The organism is Erwinia pyri, from assembly GCF_030758455.1.
GTDB lineage: Bacteria > Pseudomonadota > Gammaproteobacteria > Enterobacterales > Enterobacteriaceae > Erwinia > Erwinia pyri.
In genome coordinates this window covers 167,883-182,370 of record NZ_CP132354.1, presented here as the reverse complement: position 1 = coordinate 182,370, position 14,488 = coordinate 167,883, and the positions used below count along the sequence as shown (strand labels likewise).

Below are 14,488 nucleotides of genomic sequence, written 5' to 3'. Positions count from 1 at the left end.
TGTAGTGGCACACTGAATTTGGCCACCTGAATAGAGGTGATATCATCACCTCACAGTAAAAACAGGTGACATTATGACCGGACGTAACAGACGCAATTTTAGCCCCGAGTTTCGCCTCGAAGCTGCCCAGCTTGTACTCGATCAGCATTACACCGTTGCCGCCGCTGCTACGGCAATGAACGTCGGCAAATCCACAATGGACAAATGGGTTCGACAACTGAAAGAAGAGCGAGCGGGAAAATCACCCACTGCTTCACCCATGACACCTGAGCAGATTGAAATACGCGAGCTAAAGAAAAGACTTCAACGAGTTGAAATGGAAAGGGATATATTAAAAAAGGCTACCGCGCTCTTGATGTCAGACTCCCTGAACAATTCTCATTAGTTGAGAAACTCAGGGCGCGGTTTCCTGTTGCCGTTGTGTGCAACGTGTTTGGGGTTCATCGCAGCAGTTATAAATACTGGCGGCAGCCCAGGAAGCCTGACGCCACGAGAGTGGCATTACTGAGCCTTGTGCGTGAAGTTTATCGCGAAAGTAACGGCTCAGCAGGAGCGCGAAGCATTGCCGCGATGGTCACCACCAAAGGTATAAAACTGAGCCGCTGGCGGGCAACAAAGCTAATGAAAGCGCTCAATATTATCAGCTGTCAGCAACCTGGCCATCGTTATAAGAAGGCGTCTAAGGAACACATTGAGATCCCTAATTATCTGGATCGCCAGTTTGCTGTTACCGAGCCTAATCAGACCTGGTGCGGTGATGTGACTTATATCTGGACGGGAAAACGCTGGACTTATCTGGCTGTAGTACTCGATTTGTTTTCCCGTAAACCGGTTGGCTGGGCGATGTCATTTTTCCCTGATTCAGCACTGACAGGTAAAGCCCTGTCGATGGCCTGGGAAGCACGGGGAAAACCGGCTAATTTACTGTATCACTCGGATCAAGGCAGTCACTATACCAGCAGGAATTTCAGGCAGTTACTGTGGAGATATCAGATAAAGCAAAGTCTGAGTCGCCGGGGAAATTGCTGGGATAACAGCCCAATGGAACGGTTCTTCAGAAGTCTGAAAACAGAGTGGGTACCGGATAATGGCTACGCTAATTTTAGCCAAGCCAGCACGGCAATAACGAATTACATCACAGGATATTACAGCCAGCTCAGACCTCATCAATATAATGGTGGTTTGACGCCGAATGAATCAGAAAGATTGTTTTGGAAAAACTCTAAAGCCGTGGCCAGTTTTTGTTGACCACTACATAAGACGATACTGCCAGCGAGGCGCAATGATTTTCAAAGCTATTGTGTAAGCATCCGGGATAACCTAGGCATTCAATATTGAATACTCATTAGTAACCTCAAGTTCCGCTGTTGGCACGGAGCAGACATGTACGATCGGCAAAGTTCGCTGTGAGCGAGGTATAGTCATTCGCATCCTGAGAATTACACTTTGAAGTGATTCAGGGTATGCGCTTACTGGTTACGAATATTGAGCGAGAATCATGTGATGATCGCCGCTTTTCTTTCGAGCCAGTAGGTGCTCCACGTTCGCTAACGAATACTCAGGGCATGCAGATAAACTGCTGGCTATATTTCTTTCGAAGAGCGTGGAATGCATACCAATCCCCGGTTAAAAGGAGTTGGTAATGACTGCGACTAATCATTTTGCTGCACATGTTGGTCTGGACTGGGCAGATAAAAAGCATGATATCTGTGTTCAGTTTAAAAATGGCGGGCGCGTATTCCATGTGATTGAACATACAGCAGAAGCGCTTGATATCTGGCTTACCGAGTTACATCAGAAGGTGAAAGGCAGGATCGCTATCGCTCTCGAGCTGAAGCAAGGGCCTGTGGTGTATGCTCTTCAAAAATATCCGTTTATCACCGTTTTTCCTGTCCACGCTTTATCGCTGGCTCGTTACCGGCAGGCCTTCTCACCCAGCGGCGCAAAAGATGATCCGCAGGATGCCGAACTGGCATTAGAGTTAATGCTACGTTACCCCAAAAAGATAAAAGCCATTGAACCCGACAATGCGGATATTCGCTTACTTCAGCAACTAGTTGAGCAGCGTCGTCAGCTGGTTGAAGATAAACGCCGTTTTGTGAACCGGCTAATCAACACGCTTAAACAGTATTATCCTCAGCCCCTGGAGTGGTTCTCACATCGGGGTAGCTTGCTACTGTGTGAACTGATTATGCGGTGGCCGAGTCTGCAACAACTGAAACGCGCCAGGCGCGATACGATCCGCAACTTTCTGAATGCCAAAGGTGGCCGCGCAATGGCCCTTACCGAACGACGTGTTGCGAGTATTGATAATGCGATCCCATTAACTACAGACCCGAGTGTTATAGAGGCTAATGCTTTGATGGCAACAGCACTGGCGACACAAATCAAAGTCGTGAGTGAAATAATCAAAACCTATGACGAACGAATCGAAACGTTGTTTGACACATTGCCAGATGCAGATCTGTTTAAATCGCTTCCAGGCATGGGGCCGTGTATGGGCCCGCGGATGCTTGCAGCACTTGGTGACAACCGTGACCGTTTTAACAGCGCAGAAGAAATTCAAAACTACGCAGGTATAGCACCGGTGACAGAACGAAGTGGCCAGAAATCCTGGGTTCACTGGCGATGGCAGTGTGCCAAATTTGTCAGGCAGACCTTTGTTGAATAGTCTGCTAAGACGGTTAACTCATCATACTGGGCCAGGCTGTATTACCAAGGACAGCGGGAAAAAGGGAAATCCCATCAATCAGCGATCCGGGCTCTGGCATTCAAATGGATAAGGATCATTTACCGCTGCTGGAAGACCAGAACCCGCTACGACGAAGCGAAATATTTGCTGGCACTCGAAGCGAGACACTCGCCCTTACTGAAGCCATAAAAGCTTGTCGAATGTCTCAGGGCGTGAAGCGGACGTTAAACCTGCTTAAGGCACCTGAGAACTTATTGCCGTCGTGCCTGGCTTTGCTTGGCTTCCCTGGTCGTGGCGGTTCAGTTCGTTTTGGAGCAGGATCAAGTATCCTTTACTTCATGTCTGAAGCATTCCTGAAGATGGACGGAGGGATTCTCATATCGCGTTCAGCCTGTCAGTAAAGTGTGAGAATGGCCAAATGCCCGGCGAGTCACCGGGCAGGAGCAGGCTTCAGATTCAGCGGCGGTATCGCAGCAGCCTCAGGCTGTTCAGAATGACCAGAAGCGCCGCACCGGTATCGCTGAGTACGGCCATCCATAACGTCAGCCAGCCAGGAAAAATCAGCGCCAGTGCCACGGCCTTGACGGCCAGAGAAAAGATAATGTTCTGGCGGATAATTGCCGCGGTCAGTTTGCTGAGCGCAAAGGCATGGGGTAACTGCTCAAGCCGGTCGGACATCAGCACGACGTCAGCAGTTTCAATGGCGGAGTCCGTCCCGGCACCACCCATGGCAATACCAATATCCGCTGCCGCCAGCGCAGGAGCGTCATTGATGCCGTCGCCTACCATGGCGATGCGCGTTCCTTTCTGCTGCCACTCTTCAATCACGCTGACTTTGTCTTCCGGCATCAGCTCCGCGCGCCATGCGTCGACTCCTGCCTGAGCGGCGATGGTGCGGGCCGTGCCTTCGTTATCTCCGGTCAGCATCAGCGTGTGCGTCATTCCGTCCGCGCGCAGTCTGTTCAGTGCATCAAGCGTAGTGGGGCGAATCGCATCGGCGATGGCAAACACAGCGTGTACCGACTGCTGCGTACCCAGCAGAACCAGCGATGCGCCCTGATTTTTCAGCTGTTCCAGTGCCGCACGCATTTCTGCGGTAAAAGACACGTCCGTAAACAGTTTTTCATTTCCTGCCTGCCATACCGTTCCGTCTAGAGTGGCAACCGCGCCCTGTCCGGGAATGGCCTTATGGGCAGCCGCATCAAGACTTTCTGCGCCCTGTTCGCGCGCCCAGGCGCTCACTGCAGTAGCCAGCGGATGTGTGGAGTGTTCTTCAATGCTCAGGGCAATATTGAGCAGCTGAGCCGGTTCGCCGCTGAACACCTGCCATCCGGTAACGCGAGGCCTGCCTTCGGTCAGGGTACCGGTTTTATCGAAAGCCAGCACGCAAATACTGCCCAGCTTCTCCAGCGTGATGCCGCCTTTAACCAGAATGCCGTGACGCGCCGCATTACCTATCGCTGAAACAATCGCAACCGGCGTGGAAATAACAAGCGCGCATGGACAGGCGACAACAAGCAGCTCCAGCCCGCGATAGAACCACTCACCCCAGCCTCCTGATGCCAGCAGAGGCGGCAGCACCATAATCAACAGCGCGGCCACGAATACCACCGGCGTGTAAACAGCAGAGAAGCGCTCAACGAAACTCTGGGTCGGGGATTTACGGTTCTGTGCATCCTCGACCATGTGAATGATGCGCGCCAGCGCGGTATCTGAGGCCGCGCGGGTTACACGTACCTCCAGGACACCGTTATGGTTAATGCTCCCGGCGTAAACCTCGTCACCTGGCGCTTTATCAACGGGGATAGACTCACCGGTAATGGGGGCCTGATTGACCCCTGATTCTCCGGTAACCACTTCACCGTCGAGCGCCAGACGGTCACCGGGTTTCACCAGCATGATGTCCCCTGGCTGAGCCTGCGCAACCGGCGTGCTGATCCATTCATCGTTACGGCGGAGAGTGGCCTGTTCAGGAGCCAGCGCCATCAGGCTGCGAATGGAATTGCGCGTTTTTTCAATGCTGCGGGTCTGAAGAGCGGTACCAAGAGAGAAAAGAAACACGACGCTTGCGCCTTCAAGCCACTGTCCAATGACGGCGGCCCCCAGCGCGGCCGCCGACATCAGCACATTCATATCCAGAGAGCGGCTGAGGATTGCATACCAGGCGCTGCGGAATGGCTTCAGCCCGCCTACCACAATTGATATCGCGTAAAACATCACCGGTACAATGTCCGGCACGCGCAAATGTGACAGCACAAAACCAGTTATCAGTGCCGCACCGGAAATCAGCACGCTGCTCAGCCCGCTGAGGCGTCCCGGCTCAGCCGCAGATGCGGTACCGGACAAAGGCTGCGCCCGGTAACCGGCTTTACTTACCTCACTGATGATTTGTTCCGGTGTCAGCTGATGACTGACGGACATGCGACCGGTGGCAAAACTGACCTTAGCCGTTTTAACACCCGGCATTTTCATCAGGTGCTTTTCAAGAGTCACGGCGCAGGCTCCGCAGTCCATGCCCTGAATCAGATATGTGTTAGTGTCATCATTGCCGACCGCTTCCAGAGTGAAGCCGAGCTTCTGCACGGCTTTTTCCATATCAGGGCGCACATCAGGCTGGCTCAACGCTACCTGCATGGCGCCCGTGCTGAAATTCACTTCACAGGTGGCCACGCCAGACATCTGATTTACCCTGCGCACAATCGTGGTCGCGCAGGACGGGCAATCCATGCCGCCCACACGGTAGTCCAGCTGTTCTGCTGTCTCGTTTAAAGTCACGGAGGAAGCGTCACATTCACTGGAAGAACAACACTCTGATACAGCGGGGACTTTTTCTGCAGGTGCAGAGCAGCAGGCATCCGAACAGCTGTCACTCCTGCTGGCTGGCAGTGGGGCGCAGCAGTTGTCCTGGCAGATGGCGGCTGTCATGGTCGCTTTGGGTGACAGTTTTGACGCGCCATGAGCGGACTTCACTGGTTTAAAACGCAGCACTGGAGTGGAAATCGTGCAGCACTCGTCCTGGCAGGACCCCGGTTGCACCATCGGTGTCACAGAGGATGCGGGTTTCATTCCGCTCAGGGTGGGTGCTGCCGAAGCGTTACCAGGTTTAATGGCTGAAATCTGGCTTATTTTACGGCCGTTCAGATCAGGCTTTCTGTTCATCAGTTTCTCCCGGCACCAGTGAAGCGTTTAATCCACAGCAGGCCACGTCACTGCCAATTTCATCCATCAGCACGTCCAGCATATTGAGAAAGTCCAGCATGTGTGGCCCCGAAAGCGCGTAATAGCAGTACTTACCTTCCTGGCGCCGGCTGATAACGCCGCAGCCTTTCAGGCAGGCAAGATGCTGGGAAATATTTGACTGGGTACCGCCGGTCAGTGCGGTGATGTCATTAACGGTTTTTTCACCTTCTCGCAGTGCCAGAAGAATGCTGAGGCGCGTTTTTTCGGCAACGCCGCGCAGGAATTTGATTTTAGGTTGGAGGTCAGAAGTCATATCACTCATATCAGTCATGGCTAATGTGATTTATATTAGCGCTGACTAATATGAAAAGGCAACAACCAGAGGTATTAAAGTTATTTTCTCATAAAATTATTTTCCGGTGACGGTTAGTGGTCCGGAAATCATGCGCGGGAATAGTGCAAAACTGACTAACGGGCTATCTGAAAAAACCGTGACACAGAATTAAGAGAACGTCCGCTTCGGCACAAAGCGGACTGACGTCAGGCCAACTTCCGCTATGAGCGATGAATGGACATTGCTAACAGCTTTCTGTGTGAATTATCAGGGAGCAAGTCACTTGGCACAGGCTTTTGAAAACTCCTTTGGTCGCTTAAACCACTAAAAACAGGACTGAAAACTGCGCTCATACGTAAAATTTGGCTCAGCTAATCAGTCGAGCAATTCCAAATTTTGCGGAGATGCGCGCACTTCAGGTCAGGGTTTTTCACACAGCTTGGGCGCATACTGGACATTGTATAAGCATCCTTTTGACCTCCCTTGGTATCCCGGGCAGGCCGGGTCGTCAGCTCGACTGCGCTAACCGCCAGAGGTGGCGTTTCGGGCCTGACGGCTGGGGTCTTATGCCGACCCGCATTATCCTGAGCCTGCAGTCATGAAAATCTGACCTTTATCGTTTCGCTTCCTACTCACAAGCTCTTCAACACTAAGTGCTTTGAGGCAAGTATCTATTCTGTTCGGACTCAGCAAAATGCTTAACAATTTTAGATGTATGGATGCCTTGTTGTTGTCAGTCAATCCCATTCCAAGCGGTTATATCTCGCATCATAATTAAAATGTCGACAATTTTTCTAATCATTTTCGCGTTAAGTGCTTCCAAATGTTTCATTGAGGGTTTAGGATTTATCCTAATTTAGTGTTTCTGTAATAGGGATGGTTATGAGAAGAGTATGGGGTGCGCTAGCTGTAATACTGGCCCTCAGTGGCTGTGACCAGCCACGAATTGATACCTCCAGTGATGAGAACATGAAGTCCACAATTCAGAAAGTCAGAGCGTCACTGCCTGAGGACAAGCGTGAATCTTATGATGATGCGCTTAAGGTAGTCGCTTTTAGCCATCTTAACCTAAGGGATCTCATGCAGGCGGGGATGACTAAAAATACCGTCGGTATTGAGGCGCAAATGAAAAGCGACCTGTCTGGGAAAACCGGCGATGAAGTCATCTCTTATGCTGAAAAGGTACGTAAGGAACGGATCGAAAAAGAGCGGACTCAGGCATTGCAGGAAATCGCGGAGCTTGAACAAAAACAGAAAGACGCGCAGGCAAGCCTCAAACAGCTTGAGGCTTTCGGGATCACACGATCGCGTTTCTACTTCCAGAAAAAACAATACGGTCGCGATCAACCTATTATTGCGCTAAGTGTTGAGAACGGCACCACCAACGCGATATCACGCGCCTACTTCCGTGGCGTCATCTCAAGCCCGGGACGAGAAGTACCCTGGTTCACTGACACCTTCAACTATCAAATCTCAGGCGGACTGGAGCCAGGTGAGAAAGCGGACTGGAATCTCGCGCCCAATCCTTTTCAGACTGGGGCAAAGTCGAAGCGCCAGCAGATGCAGTCTTCACGGTTACCGTTATTCGCATTGATGATGCACAAGGTAACCCAGTGTTCGGTAATTCTGATTTCACTGAGCGAGATGCAAACCGCCTCGCTGAACTGAAAAGCCGTTATCCAGGGGCGATCCCCTGATCTCTGATTGATACAGCGAACAGTCAATGATGGATATCCTCTGCCCCTTTGAGTCGTGGCTGCAGGGGATCCCTTAACGTAGCACAGCCCTTCTTTGAATCTATTTATCGCGGCCAGCTGATGACCCGGACAGGTAAGGTGTGGCTGCTTTTAGCATCCGGGAGAGAACACTTGTTTTTAATCGATCAGGAAACCGCTACTGACCTTCTGTACTACTCCGCTATCGCCAGCACAGTGGTCAGGCTTATTGATGAAACGCCAGATGCCCCTATTACCATTGGCGTGCATGGCGACTGGGGGGCAGGGAAGTCCAGCGTGCTTAAGATGCTGGAGGCGGCCTATAGTAAAAAGGACAAAGCACACTGTATATGGTTTAACGGGTGGACATTTGAGGGGTTTGAGGACGCTAAGACTGTCATCATCGAAACCATCGTAGAAGATCTCGTGGCCGCACGCCCGACAAGCGCTAAGGTGTCTGAGGCTGCGAAAAAAGTTCTTCGTCGTATTGACTGGCTGAAAATGGCACATAAGGCAGGAGGGCTGGCTTTTACTGCGTTCACGGGCATACCTACAGTCGACCAGATGAAGGGAGTTTATGAACTGGCGACCCGCTTCCTGAGCGCACCGCAGGAACAACTTTCAGCAACAGACCTCAAAGCGTTTGCTGAAAAAGCGAGGGACTTCATTAAAGAGGCGGATGCCGACTCCAACACGCTGCCTAAACATATTCATGCCTTTCGTGAGGAGTTCCGGGCACTTTTTGATGCTGCCCAGATTGAAAAGCTTGTAGTCATTGTCGACGACCTTGATCGCTGTTTGCCCAAAACCGCCATAGAAACGCTTGAAGCAATCCGCCTATTCCTTTTCGTCGAGAAAACCGCTTTTGTTATCGGTGCTGATGAAGCCATGATCGAATATGCGGTAAAAGATCATTTCCCGGACCTGCCCCAGAGTACCGGACCGGTAAGCTACGCTCGCAATTATCTTGAAAAGCTAATACAGGTTCCCTTCCGCATTCCCGCGCTGGGAACGGCAGAAACGAGGATCTATACCACGCTGCTGCTGGTCGAAAATGCTCTTGGCTCGCAAAATGACCAATTTAAAGCGTTACTCAGCAAAGCGCGCGAAGAGATGAAACAGCCCTGGATCAGCCGTGGACTTGACAGAGAAGCGGTGATGTCAGCGTTGAATGGACATATACCGGATGTCGTAGAGCACGCGCTGTTGTTCAGCTTGCATGTCACCCCGATGCTCAGTTCGGGTACACATGGCAACCCTAGGCAGATTAAGCGTTTTCTCAACTCGATGATGCTGCGCCAGGCAATCGCAGATGAGAGAGGATTTGGTGATGATATTAAGCGTCCCGTACTGGCGAAAATAATGCTTGCTGAGCGGTTTTATCCCAACGTTTACGGCAAGCTTGTTCAGTTGGTTTCCAATCATCCGGATGGCAAACCGGAGGCGCTGGCACAGTTTGAAACCTTAGCTAGGGGAGGGAAAACGTTAACGGGTAAGGGCACTGGAAGCAAAGATGAGGCTCCTGAATCTGAAGATGTACAGAACTGGCTGAAGACAGATTGGGCGGTCAGATGGGCAAAATCTGAGCCGGCACTATCCGGAGAAGACCTTCGTCCCTACGTGTTCGTCACTCGTGATAAGCACAGCACGTTGAGCCAGCTGATCGTTTCAGGCCATCTTGAACCGATGATGGAAAAACTGCTCGGGCCGAAAATTGGAATGGTGAAAATCAAAGAAGATTTTGTGAAGCTGAATGCGCCGGATGCTGACGAATTGTTTGAGATGCTCAGCGAAAAACTGCTGCAGGAAGACAGCTTCAGCCGCAGGCCAAAGGGGTTTGAAGGACTCGAATATCTTGTCGAAACGCAGCCGCATCTGCAGCGGAGACTCCTTGATTTTGCCCGACGAGTTCCGCTTAAAAATGCAGGTGGATGGCTTGCAACCCGTTTTGCGCAAAGCCTGACAGATACTGCACTAACAGAAGAATATTCAAAACTAGTTCAGGAATGGGCTAGTCAGGATGAAAATCAGTCACTTTCAAAATCAGCTAAAGCAGCTCTCCAGTTATCGGGATATCAACACTAATGGGCACCTCAAAAGCATACGGGGCCCAGTTAATGGTCTGATCCCTGACTTCGTGGAAAATCCACCACCTCCAACCCTGCCACCTGCTGAACCTTCGGATGACAGAAACTCGAATACACTTGTAACGCCACCAGATTCGAGTGGAGCAGGGCCACTCAGAGCGCCTAAAGCAAACTTTACTCGTTATTCTCGTTCTGGGAGCCGCAGTGCGTTGGGCAAGGCGGTCGCAGGATATATTCGAAATGGAATAGGTGGCGCAGGCCGCGCCAGCCGACGCATGGGGTCTTCACGCACGGTTGCAGGAGGACTGCTCGGGCTCATCAGTGATTTTCAGCAGAGTGGTGCCGCTCAGGTCCTTGCTCGGTTTGATTTAGGAAACCTGACGGGGCACTCTGCATCAGGTGCGCTCCTTTTCCTCGTCGAATTTTTATGTCCTCCGGGTGGTTCGGTTGATGAGGGAGTGGCACGTCAGGCAATGCTGGATACTATCGCGGATATGTCTGAAGCAGAAGAAGGAAGCTTTGAAGATCTTACGCCTGATCAGCTAAAAGAAGTCTTTATCGGTTTCGTGGTGCATTCAATCGAAGGCCGGATCATGGCGGATATAGGTAAAAATGGTATCAAACTACCCGATGACATCGACGCAATCGTCAGCATTCAGGAAGATTTGCATGATTTTGTGGAGGGCGCTACCCGCACCCAGCTCCGTGATGAGTTGAGGAATCTTTCCGGGCTTTCAGGCGAGGCGGTCGACAGAAAGGTAGAGGAGATTTACACCGTGGCATTTGAATTACTTGCCCGTGAAGGGGAGAGGTCGGAATGAGTCATCATACATTAGTGGCTAGGCTGGGTGCTGACGACAAAACTGACATGCAACTCAGCCGCCTCAGCACTCATATGACAGAACTAAATTTTCTCAGAGAGAACGGTACGTTGGCTTTCGGCCTCGGGCAGGCGCTGAAGGGATTGAGGGCTCTCGGCTTGACGCCATCGGACACATCTGTGGATCTGGCGATTCTTGCCGCAACGGTGACTGCAGCAGATACCCGTATCTCGCGAGTAAATAACGCCCAAGATCTGTGGACGCGTGAGATTGCCCTACATGTTCCGGTTGCGACCCCTGCAGTGTGGAACAGTCAGACAGAGTTACTGAGCCGGATGTTGAATTTTCTGACCGGTGATCGCTGGACGCTTCACTTCCGTTTGCGGCCAGAACTTGAGGATGGTCTCATCCAGCAATCTTCTGTTGAACGTCTAATGAACCCGACTTCCGTTTGTCTCTTTTCTGGTGGTCTTGACAGCTTTATCGGTGCAATTGATTTAATCTCAAACGGGGGAAATCTCTTACTCATCAGCCACTATTGGGATACCACTACCAGCATCTATCAGCAGAATTGCGCTCGACTTCTGTCGGATCAGTATGGGCAAGTCTTCAGTCATGTGCGGGCACGCGTTGGATTCGAAAAAACTACGTTTGAGGAAGAAGAGGGAGAAAACACGCTTCGCGGTCGCTCCTTCATGTTTTTCTCGCTAGCAACGATGGCCGCAGACGCTCTTGAAAGACCGGTCACAATTAACGTACCTGAAAATGGTTTGATCTCATTAAACGTTCCTCTCGATCCGCTACGTGTTGGTGCATTGAGCACTCGTACAACGCATCCCTTTTATATGGCACGTTACAATGAGCTACTGGGCAATCTCGGTATAAATGCGCGTCTGGATAATCCTTACGCCTACAAGACCAAAGGCGAGATGGCTCTCCAGTGCAACGACCGGGCTTTTCTGAGGCAGCATGCCGGGGATACCATGTCTTGTTCATCGCCCCAGAGTACGCGTTGGGATCCCACGCTTAACGATCAGCAATCCACACACTGCGGGCGTTGCGTTCCATGTCTAATCAGACGCGCATCATTATTTACAGCTTTCGGTACAGACGATACGATTTATCGGATCCCCAATCTCCGCAGCCGGGTACTTGATAGTTCCAGGCCAGAAGGCGAGCACGTCCGTGCATTTCAGTTTGCGCTGGAAAAGCTCATGCGCTCACCGGGTCGGGCAAGGTTTGACGTCCATAAACCCGGACCGCTCAGCGATTATCCCAACCGCCTAGACGATTACGAGGGCGTTTACCTGAGAGGAATGGGAGAGGTGGAGCGTTTACTGAGCGGTGTAATAACGAGGCCCCTTACATGACATCCGCAGAACAGAAATTGGTTCCTCAATGGGTCGATTTTCACTGTCATCTTGATCTATACCCGGACCATGCTGAACTTATCCGTGAATGTGACCGGGCACGTGTCGCCACTCTGGCAGTGACAACCACGCCCAAGGCGTGGATGCGGAATCGCGAATTAACGGCCGACTCTTCTCACGTTCGCGCCGCACTCGGTCTTCATCCCCAGTTGATTGCTGAACGTGAGAAGGAGATAACGTTGCTGGAGCGCTATCTTCCTTCCGCTCGTTACGTGGGGAAAATCGGGCTGGATGCTGGCCCGCGCTTTTATCGCAACTTTGAGGCTCAAGAGCGGGTATTTACGCGTATTCTGCACGCCTGTACTGAGCAGGGTGATAAGATCCTGAGTATTCATAGCGTTCGTGCTGCGGGCAGAGTCCTGGGGCATCTGGAAAACACCAGAATCACGGAAAACTGCAAAGCTGTCCTGCATTGGTTCACTGGAAGTGTTTCCGAGGCGCGCCGGGCGGTGGAGCTTGGATGTTACTTCTCTGTGAACGAAGAGATGATGCGGTCTCCCAGACATCGCAAACTGGTTTCCCTGTTGCCTTTTGATCGCATCCTGACGGAGACAGACGGACCATTTGTGCTTCATGAAGAAAAAATGGTACGCCCACGCGATGTGCCGCGAACGGTGCATGAAATTGCGCTTGTGCACCAGCAATCTGATGCGGATGCCGCCGTGAAAATTCTCCATAATCTTCGCACCCTAGTGACAAGCAGCGTGCTTCGCGTACAAAAGCCTCAGATCTGAAAGGATTATAAAGCAAGCCGAATGGACCTCTTTTTTTACAATGTCTGCTCTTGGCACAAAGCGGCCCGTCATACCTGCTTAAGACACAGGCTTAGCGTAGGATGTTTTCCGTTTTCCAAGCGGCCCCCTATCTCATCGCTCGCATTTGCTCTCTTGCATTCACCGCGATGATACCAACGCACTTTACTGCAGGCATTATAAGTAGCCTCCCATTTATTTACTGCGCCGGAAAAAAATTTATCAATTTAGTCGTGTTATTTCAGAGCTGGGCGGAGACATCTGAAACTTGTTTTCAGGTGTCTGCCATCAGCAGGTAAGCCGTATAGCGGTGCGCCAGTCAATCATTTTAGTTACAACACACAATATATTCTAAACCCATTCAACCCGGCATTCGCGCTGGTCTTTAAATTTTCATTTTTCCAAAAAGAGTTAACGGCTGAACTTATCAGCGTGATTTCGCATGCTTACCCCACACAACAACCACTGGGGGTGCATATGAAATCTTTTCGTCCGGCAACACGACTTTTGTTATGCGGCGGTGTGCTGGGCCTGACCTCTCCCGCGTCTGCATCTGAGAAAGACGAGCTTGCATCCGCGCAGCGGATGATCGTTCAGGTACAGGTGTCGCTGGAGCGGGCGCGTGTTGCCGCAGTCCAGGCTGATCCGTCAGAGCGTGGCCGCTATTTCTTCGATTATCAGCGTGCAAATTCTGACCTGAAGACCATCAGCGCTGGCATCGATCGCTATCTGGAACCAACGCGTGCTCAGCCGCGAGATTTGTCTGGCGTGGCGGGGAATTATCGCCGGGAGCGTCCCTGATGGCGATGACCGCTGCACAGGAAGCCGCTTTTAAAGCGGCTTCCGGAAATGTGGAGCCGAATCTGCTGCACCTGGTCTGTCTCGCGCTGCTGATCGGTTTTCTTTTCTTCTGGGCAGCATGGGCAATCGTTGATGTTTATTCAGGCTGGACCAATCAGCGCCTGAAGGAAGCCGCGATGGGCAGAGCCGCTGTTCGCACCGTTTTATTGTTAGTCGTAAGTATCTGGATGTTTTGCAGTTAACCCTTAACCAACTCTTTTTAAAGGTGAAATCATGTCTAAATTTGTATCTGCAGTAACCCGCGTGACCGTTAACGCTCAGGCTAAAGCTAAATCCGTATGGGCTCGTATTCTGACAGCTGGCCTGCTGAGCGCCATGGCTGCCAAACCGGCTTTGGCCGACCTGCCAACCGTCGAAGGCCCAACATCAAGCGGAACGGGTACTGGTCTGATGGGCACACTGAGTGGTCACCTGCAGGACGGGCTGATTCTCGGTGGTCTGGTCGTGTGTGGATTCGCCTTCTTCAAAGTTGCTGAAGCAAGCCTGGTAACGTTCGGTGAAGTTCGTAATGACCGCGCGACCTGGACCAAGTTCGGCTCCATCGTCGTTGTCGGTGTGGTCATGTTGGTTGCTGTTATCTGGCTGCTGGGCAAGTCTGCAGAAATTATCGCCTGAG

At 51.5% G+C, this 14,488-nt stretch carries 12 protein-coding genes and 1 pseudogene; 11 read left to right on the top strand and 2 right to left on the bottom strand.

Annotated features, from left to right (window positions below; translation table 11 throughout):
* Window positions 1-73 precede the first annotated feature (73 nt).
* The 3 genes and pseudogenes from Q3V30_RS22360 to Q3V30_RS22350 all read left to right on the top strand — a co-directional run bounded on the left by Q3V30_RS22360 (window position 74) and on the right by Q3V30_RS22350 (window position 3,093).
* A protein-coding gene (locus Q3V30_RS22360) for an IS3 family transposase (protein ID WP_306213526.1) occupies window positions 74-1,248 on the top strand; the annotation gives its coding sequence in 2 pieces (ribosomal slippage) (window positions 74-332 and window positions 332-1,248; 1,176 coding nt in all).
* A 394-nt stretch (window positions 1,249-1,642) separates the two neighbouring features.
* Window positions 1,643-2,881, top strand: a pseudogene (locus Q3V30_RS22355) (IS110 family RNA-guided transposase).
* The gene (locus Q3V30_RS22350) at window positions 2,776-3,093 is read left to right on the top strand and encodes a hypothetical protein (RefSeq protein ID WP_306213548.1); all 318 of its coding nucleotides are present in this window, start codon (window positions 2,776-2,778) and stop codon (window positions 3,091-3,093) included. The pseudogene Q3V30_RS22355 and the gene Q3V30_RS22350 overlap by 106 nt, the downstream one beginning before the upstream one ends.
* Before the next feature lie 55 nt (window positions 3,094-3,148).
* Here the strand turns inward: Q3V30_RS22350 and Q3V30_RS22345 are convergent, their stop codons facing one another.
* Window positions 3,149-5,467, bottom strand: a complete 2,319-nt coding sequence (locus Q3V30_RS22345; protein WP_306213524.1) for a heavy metal translocating P-type ATPase — start codon at window positions 5,465-5,467, stop codon at window positions 3,149-3,151.
* Between the two features lie 367 nt (window positions 5,468-5,834).
* Window positions 5,835-6,185, bottom strand: coding sequence for an ArsR/SmtB family transcription factor (locus Q3V30_RS22340; RefSeq protein ID WP_428979281.1), 351 nt, complete (start codon window positions 6,183-6,185; stop codon window positions 5,835-5,837).
* 897 nt (window positions 6,186-7,082) lie between these two features.
* Between Q3V30_RS22340 and Q3V30_RS22335 the strand changes: the two genes are divergently transcribed.
* The 8 genes from Q3V30_RS22335 to Q3V30_RS22300 all read left to right on the top strand — a co-directional run bounded on the left by Q3V30_RS22335 (window position 7,083) and on the right by Q3V30_RS22300 (window position 14,487).
* Window positions 7,083-7,874, top strand: coding sequence for a DUF6694 family lipoprotein (locus Q3V30_RS22335; protein WP_346433468.1), 792 nt, complete (start codon window positions 7,083-7,085; stop codon window positions 7,872-7,874).
* Between the two features lie 200 nt (window positions 7,875-8,074).
* Window positions 8,075-10,006 (top strand): Qat anti-phage system ATPase QatA, encoded by a 1,932-nt coding sequence (gene qatA, locus Q3V30_RS22330; RefSeq protein ID WP_306213517.1) that lies wholly within the window; start codon window positions 8,075-8,077, stop codon window positions 10,004-10,006.
* On the top strand, window positions 9,942-10,829 hold the full coding sequence (gene qatB / locus Q3V30_RS22325) for a Qat anti-phage system associated protein QatB (RefSeq protein ID WP_306213515.1): 888 nt from the start codon (window positions 9,942-9,944) through the stop codon (window positions 10,827-10,829). Before qatA ends, qatB begins: the two co-directional genes overlap by 65 nt.
* Complete coding sequence (gene qatC / locus Q3V30_RS22320; RefSeq protein WP_306213513.1) at window positions 10,826-12,199, top strand: Qat anti-phage system QueC-like protein QatC; 1,374 nt, start codon at window positions 10,826-10,828, stop codon at window positions 12,197-12,199. Before qatB ends, qatC begins: the two co-directional genes overlap by 4 nt.
* Window positions 12,196-12,993, top strand: a complete 798-nt coding sequence (gene qatD, locus Q3V30_RS22315) for a Qat anti-phage system TatD family nuclease QatD (protein WP_306213511.1) — start codon at window positions 12,196-12,198, stop codon at window positions 12,991-12,993. Before qatC ends, qatD begins: the two co-directional genes overlap by 4 nt.
* A 495-nt stretch (window positions 12,994-13,488) precedes the next feature.
* Complete coding sequence (locus tag Q3V30_RS22310) at window positions 13,489-13,812, top strand: integrative conjugative element protein, RAQPRD family (RefSeq protein WP_306213509.1); 324 nt, start codon at window positions 13,489-13,491, stop codon at window positions 13,810-13,812.
* On the top strand, window positions 13,812-14,054 hold the full coding sequence (locus Q3V30_RS22305) for a TIGR03758 family integrating conjugative element protein (protein ID WP_306213507.1): 243 nt from the start codon (window positions 13,812-13,814) through the stop codon (window positions 14,052-14,054). Before Q3V30_RS22310 ends, Q3V30_RS22305 begins: the two co-directional genes overlap by 1 nt.
* 31 nt (window positions 14,055-14,085) lie before the next feature.
* Window positions 14,086-14,487 carry a TIGR03745 family integrating conjugative element membrane protein gene (locus Q3V30_RS22300; RefSeq protein ID WP_306213506.1) on the top strand — a complete coding sequence of 134 codons (402 nt, stop codon included), beginning with the start codon at window positions 14,086-14,088 and terminating at the stop codon, window positions 14,485-14,487.
* The last annotated feature ends 1 nt before the right edge of the window (window position 14,488 follow it).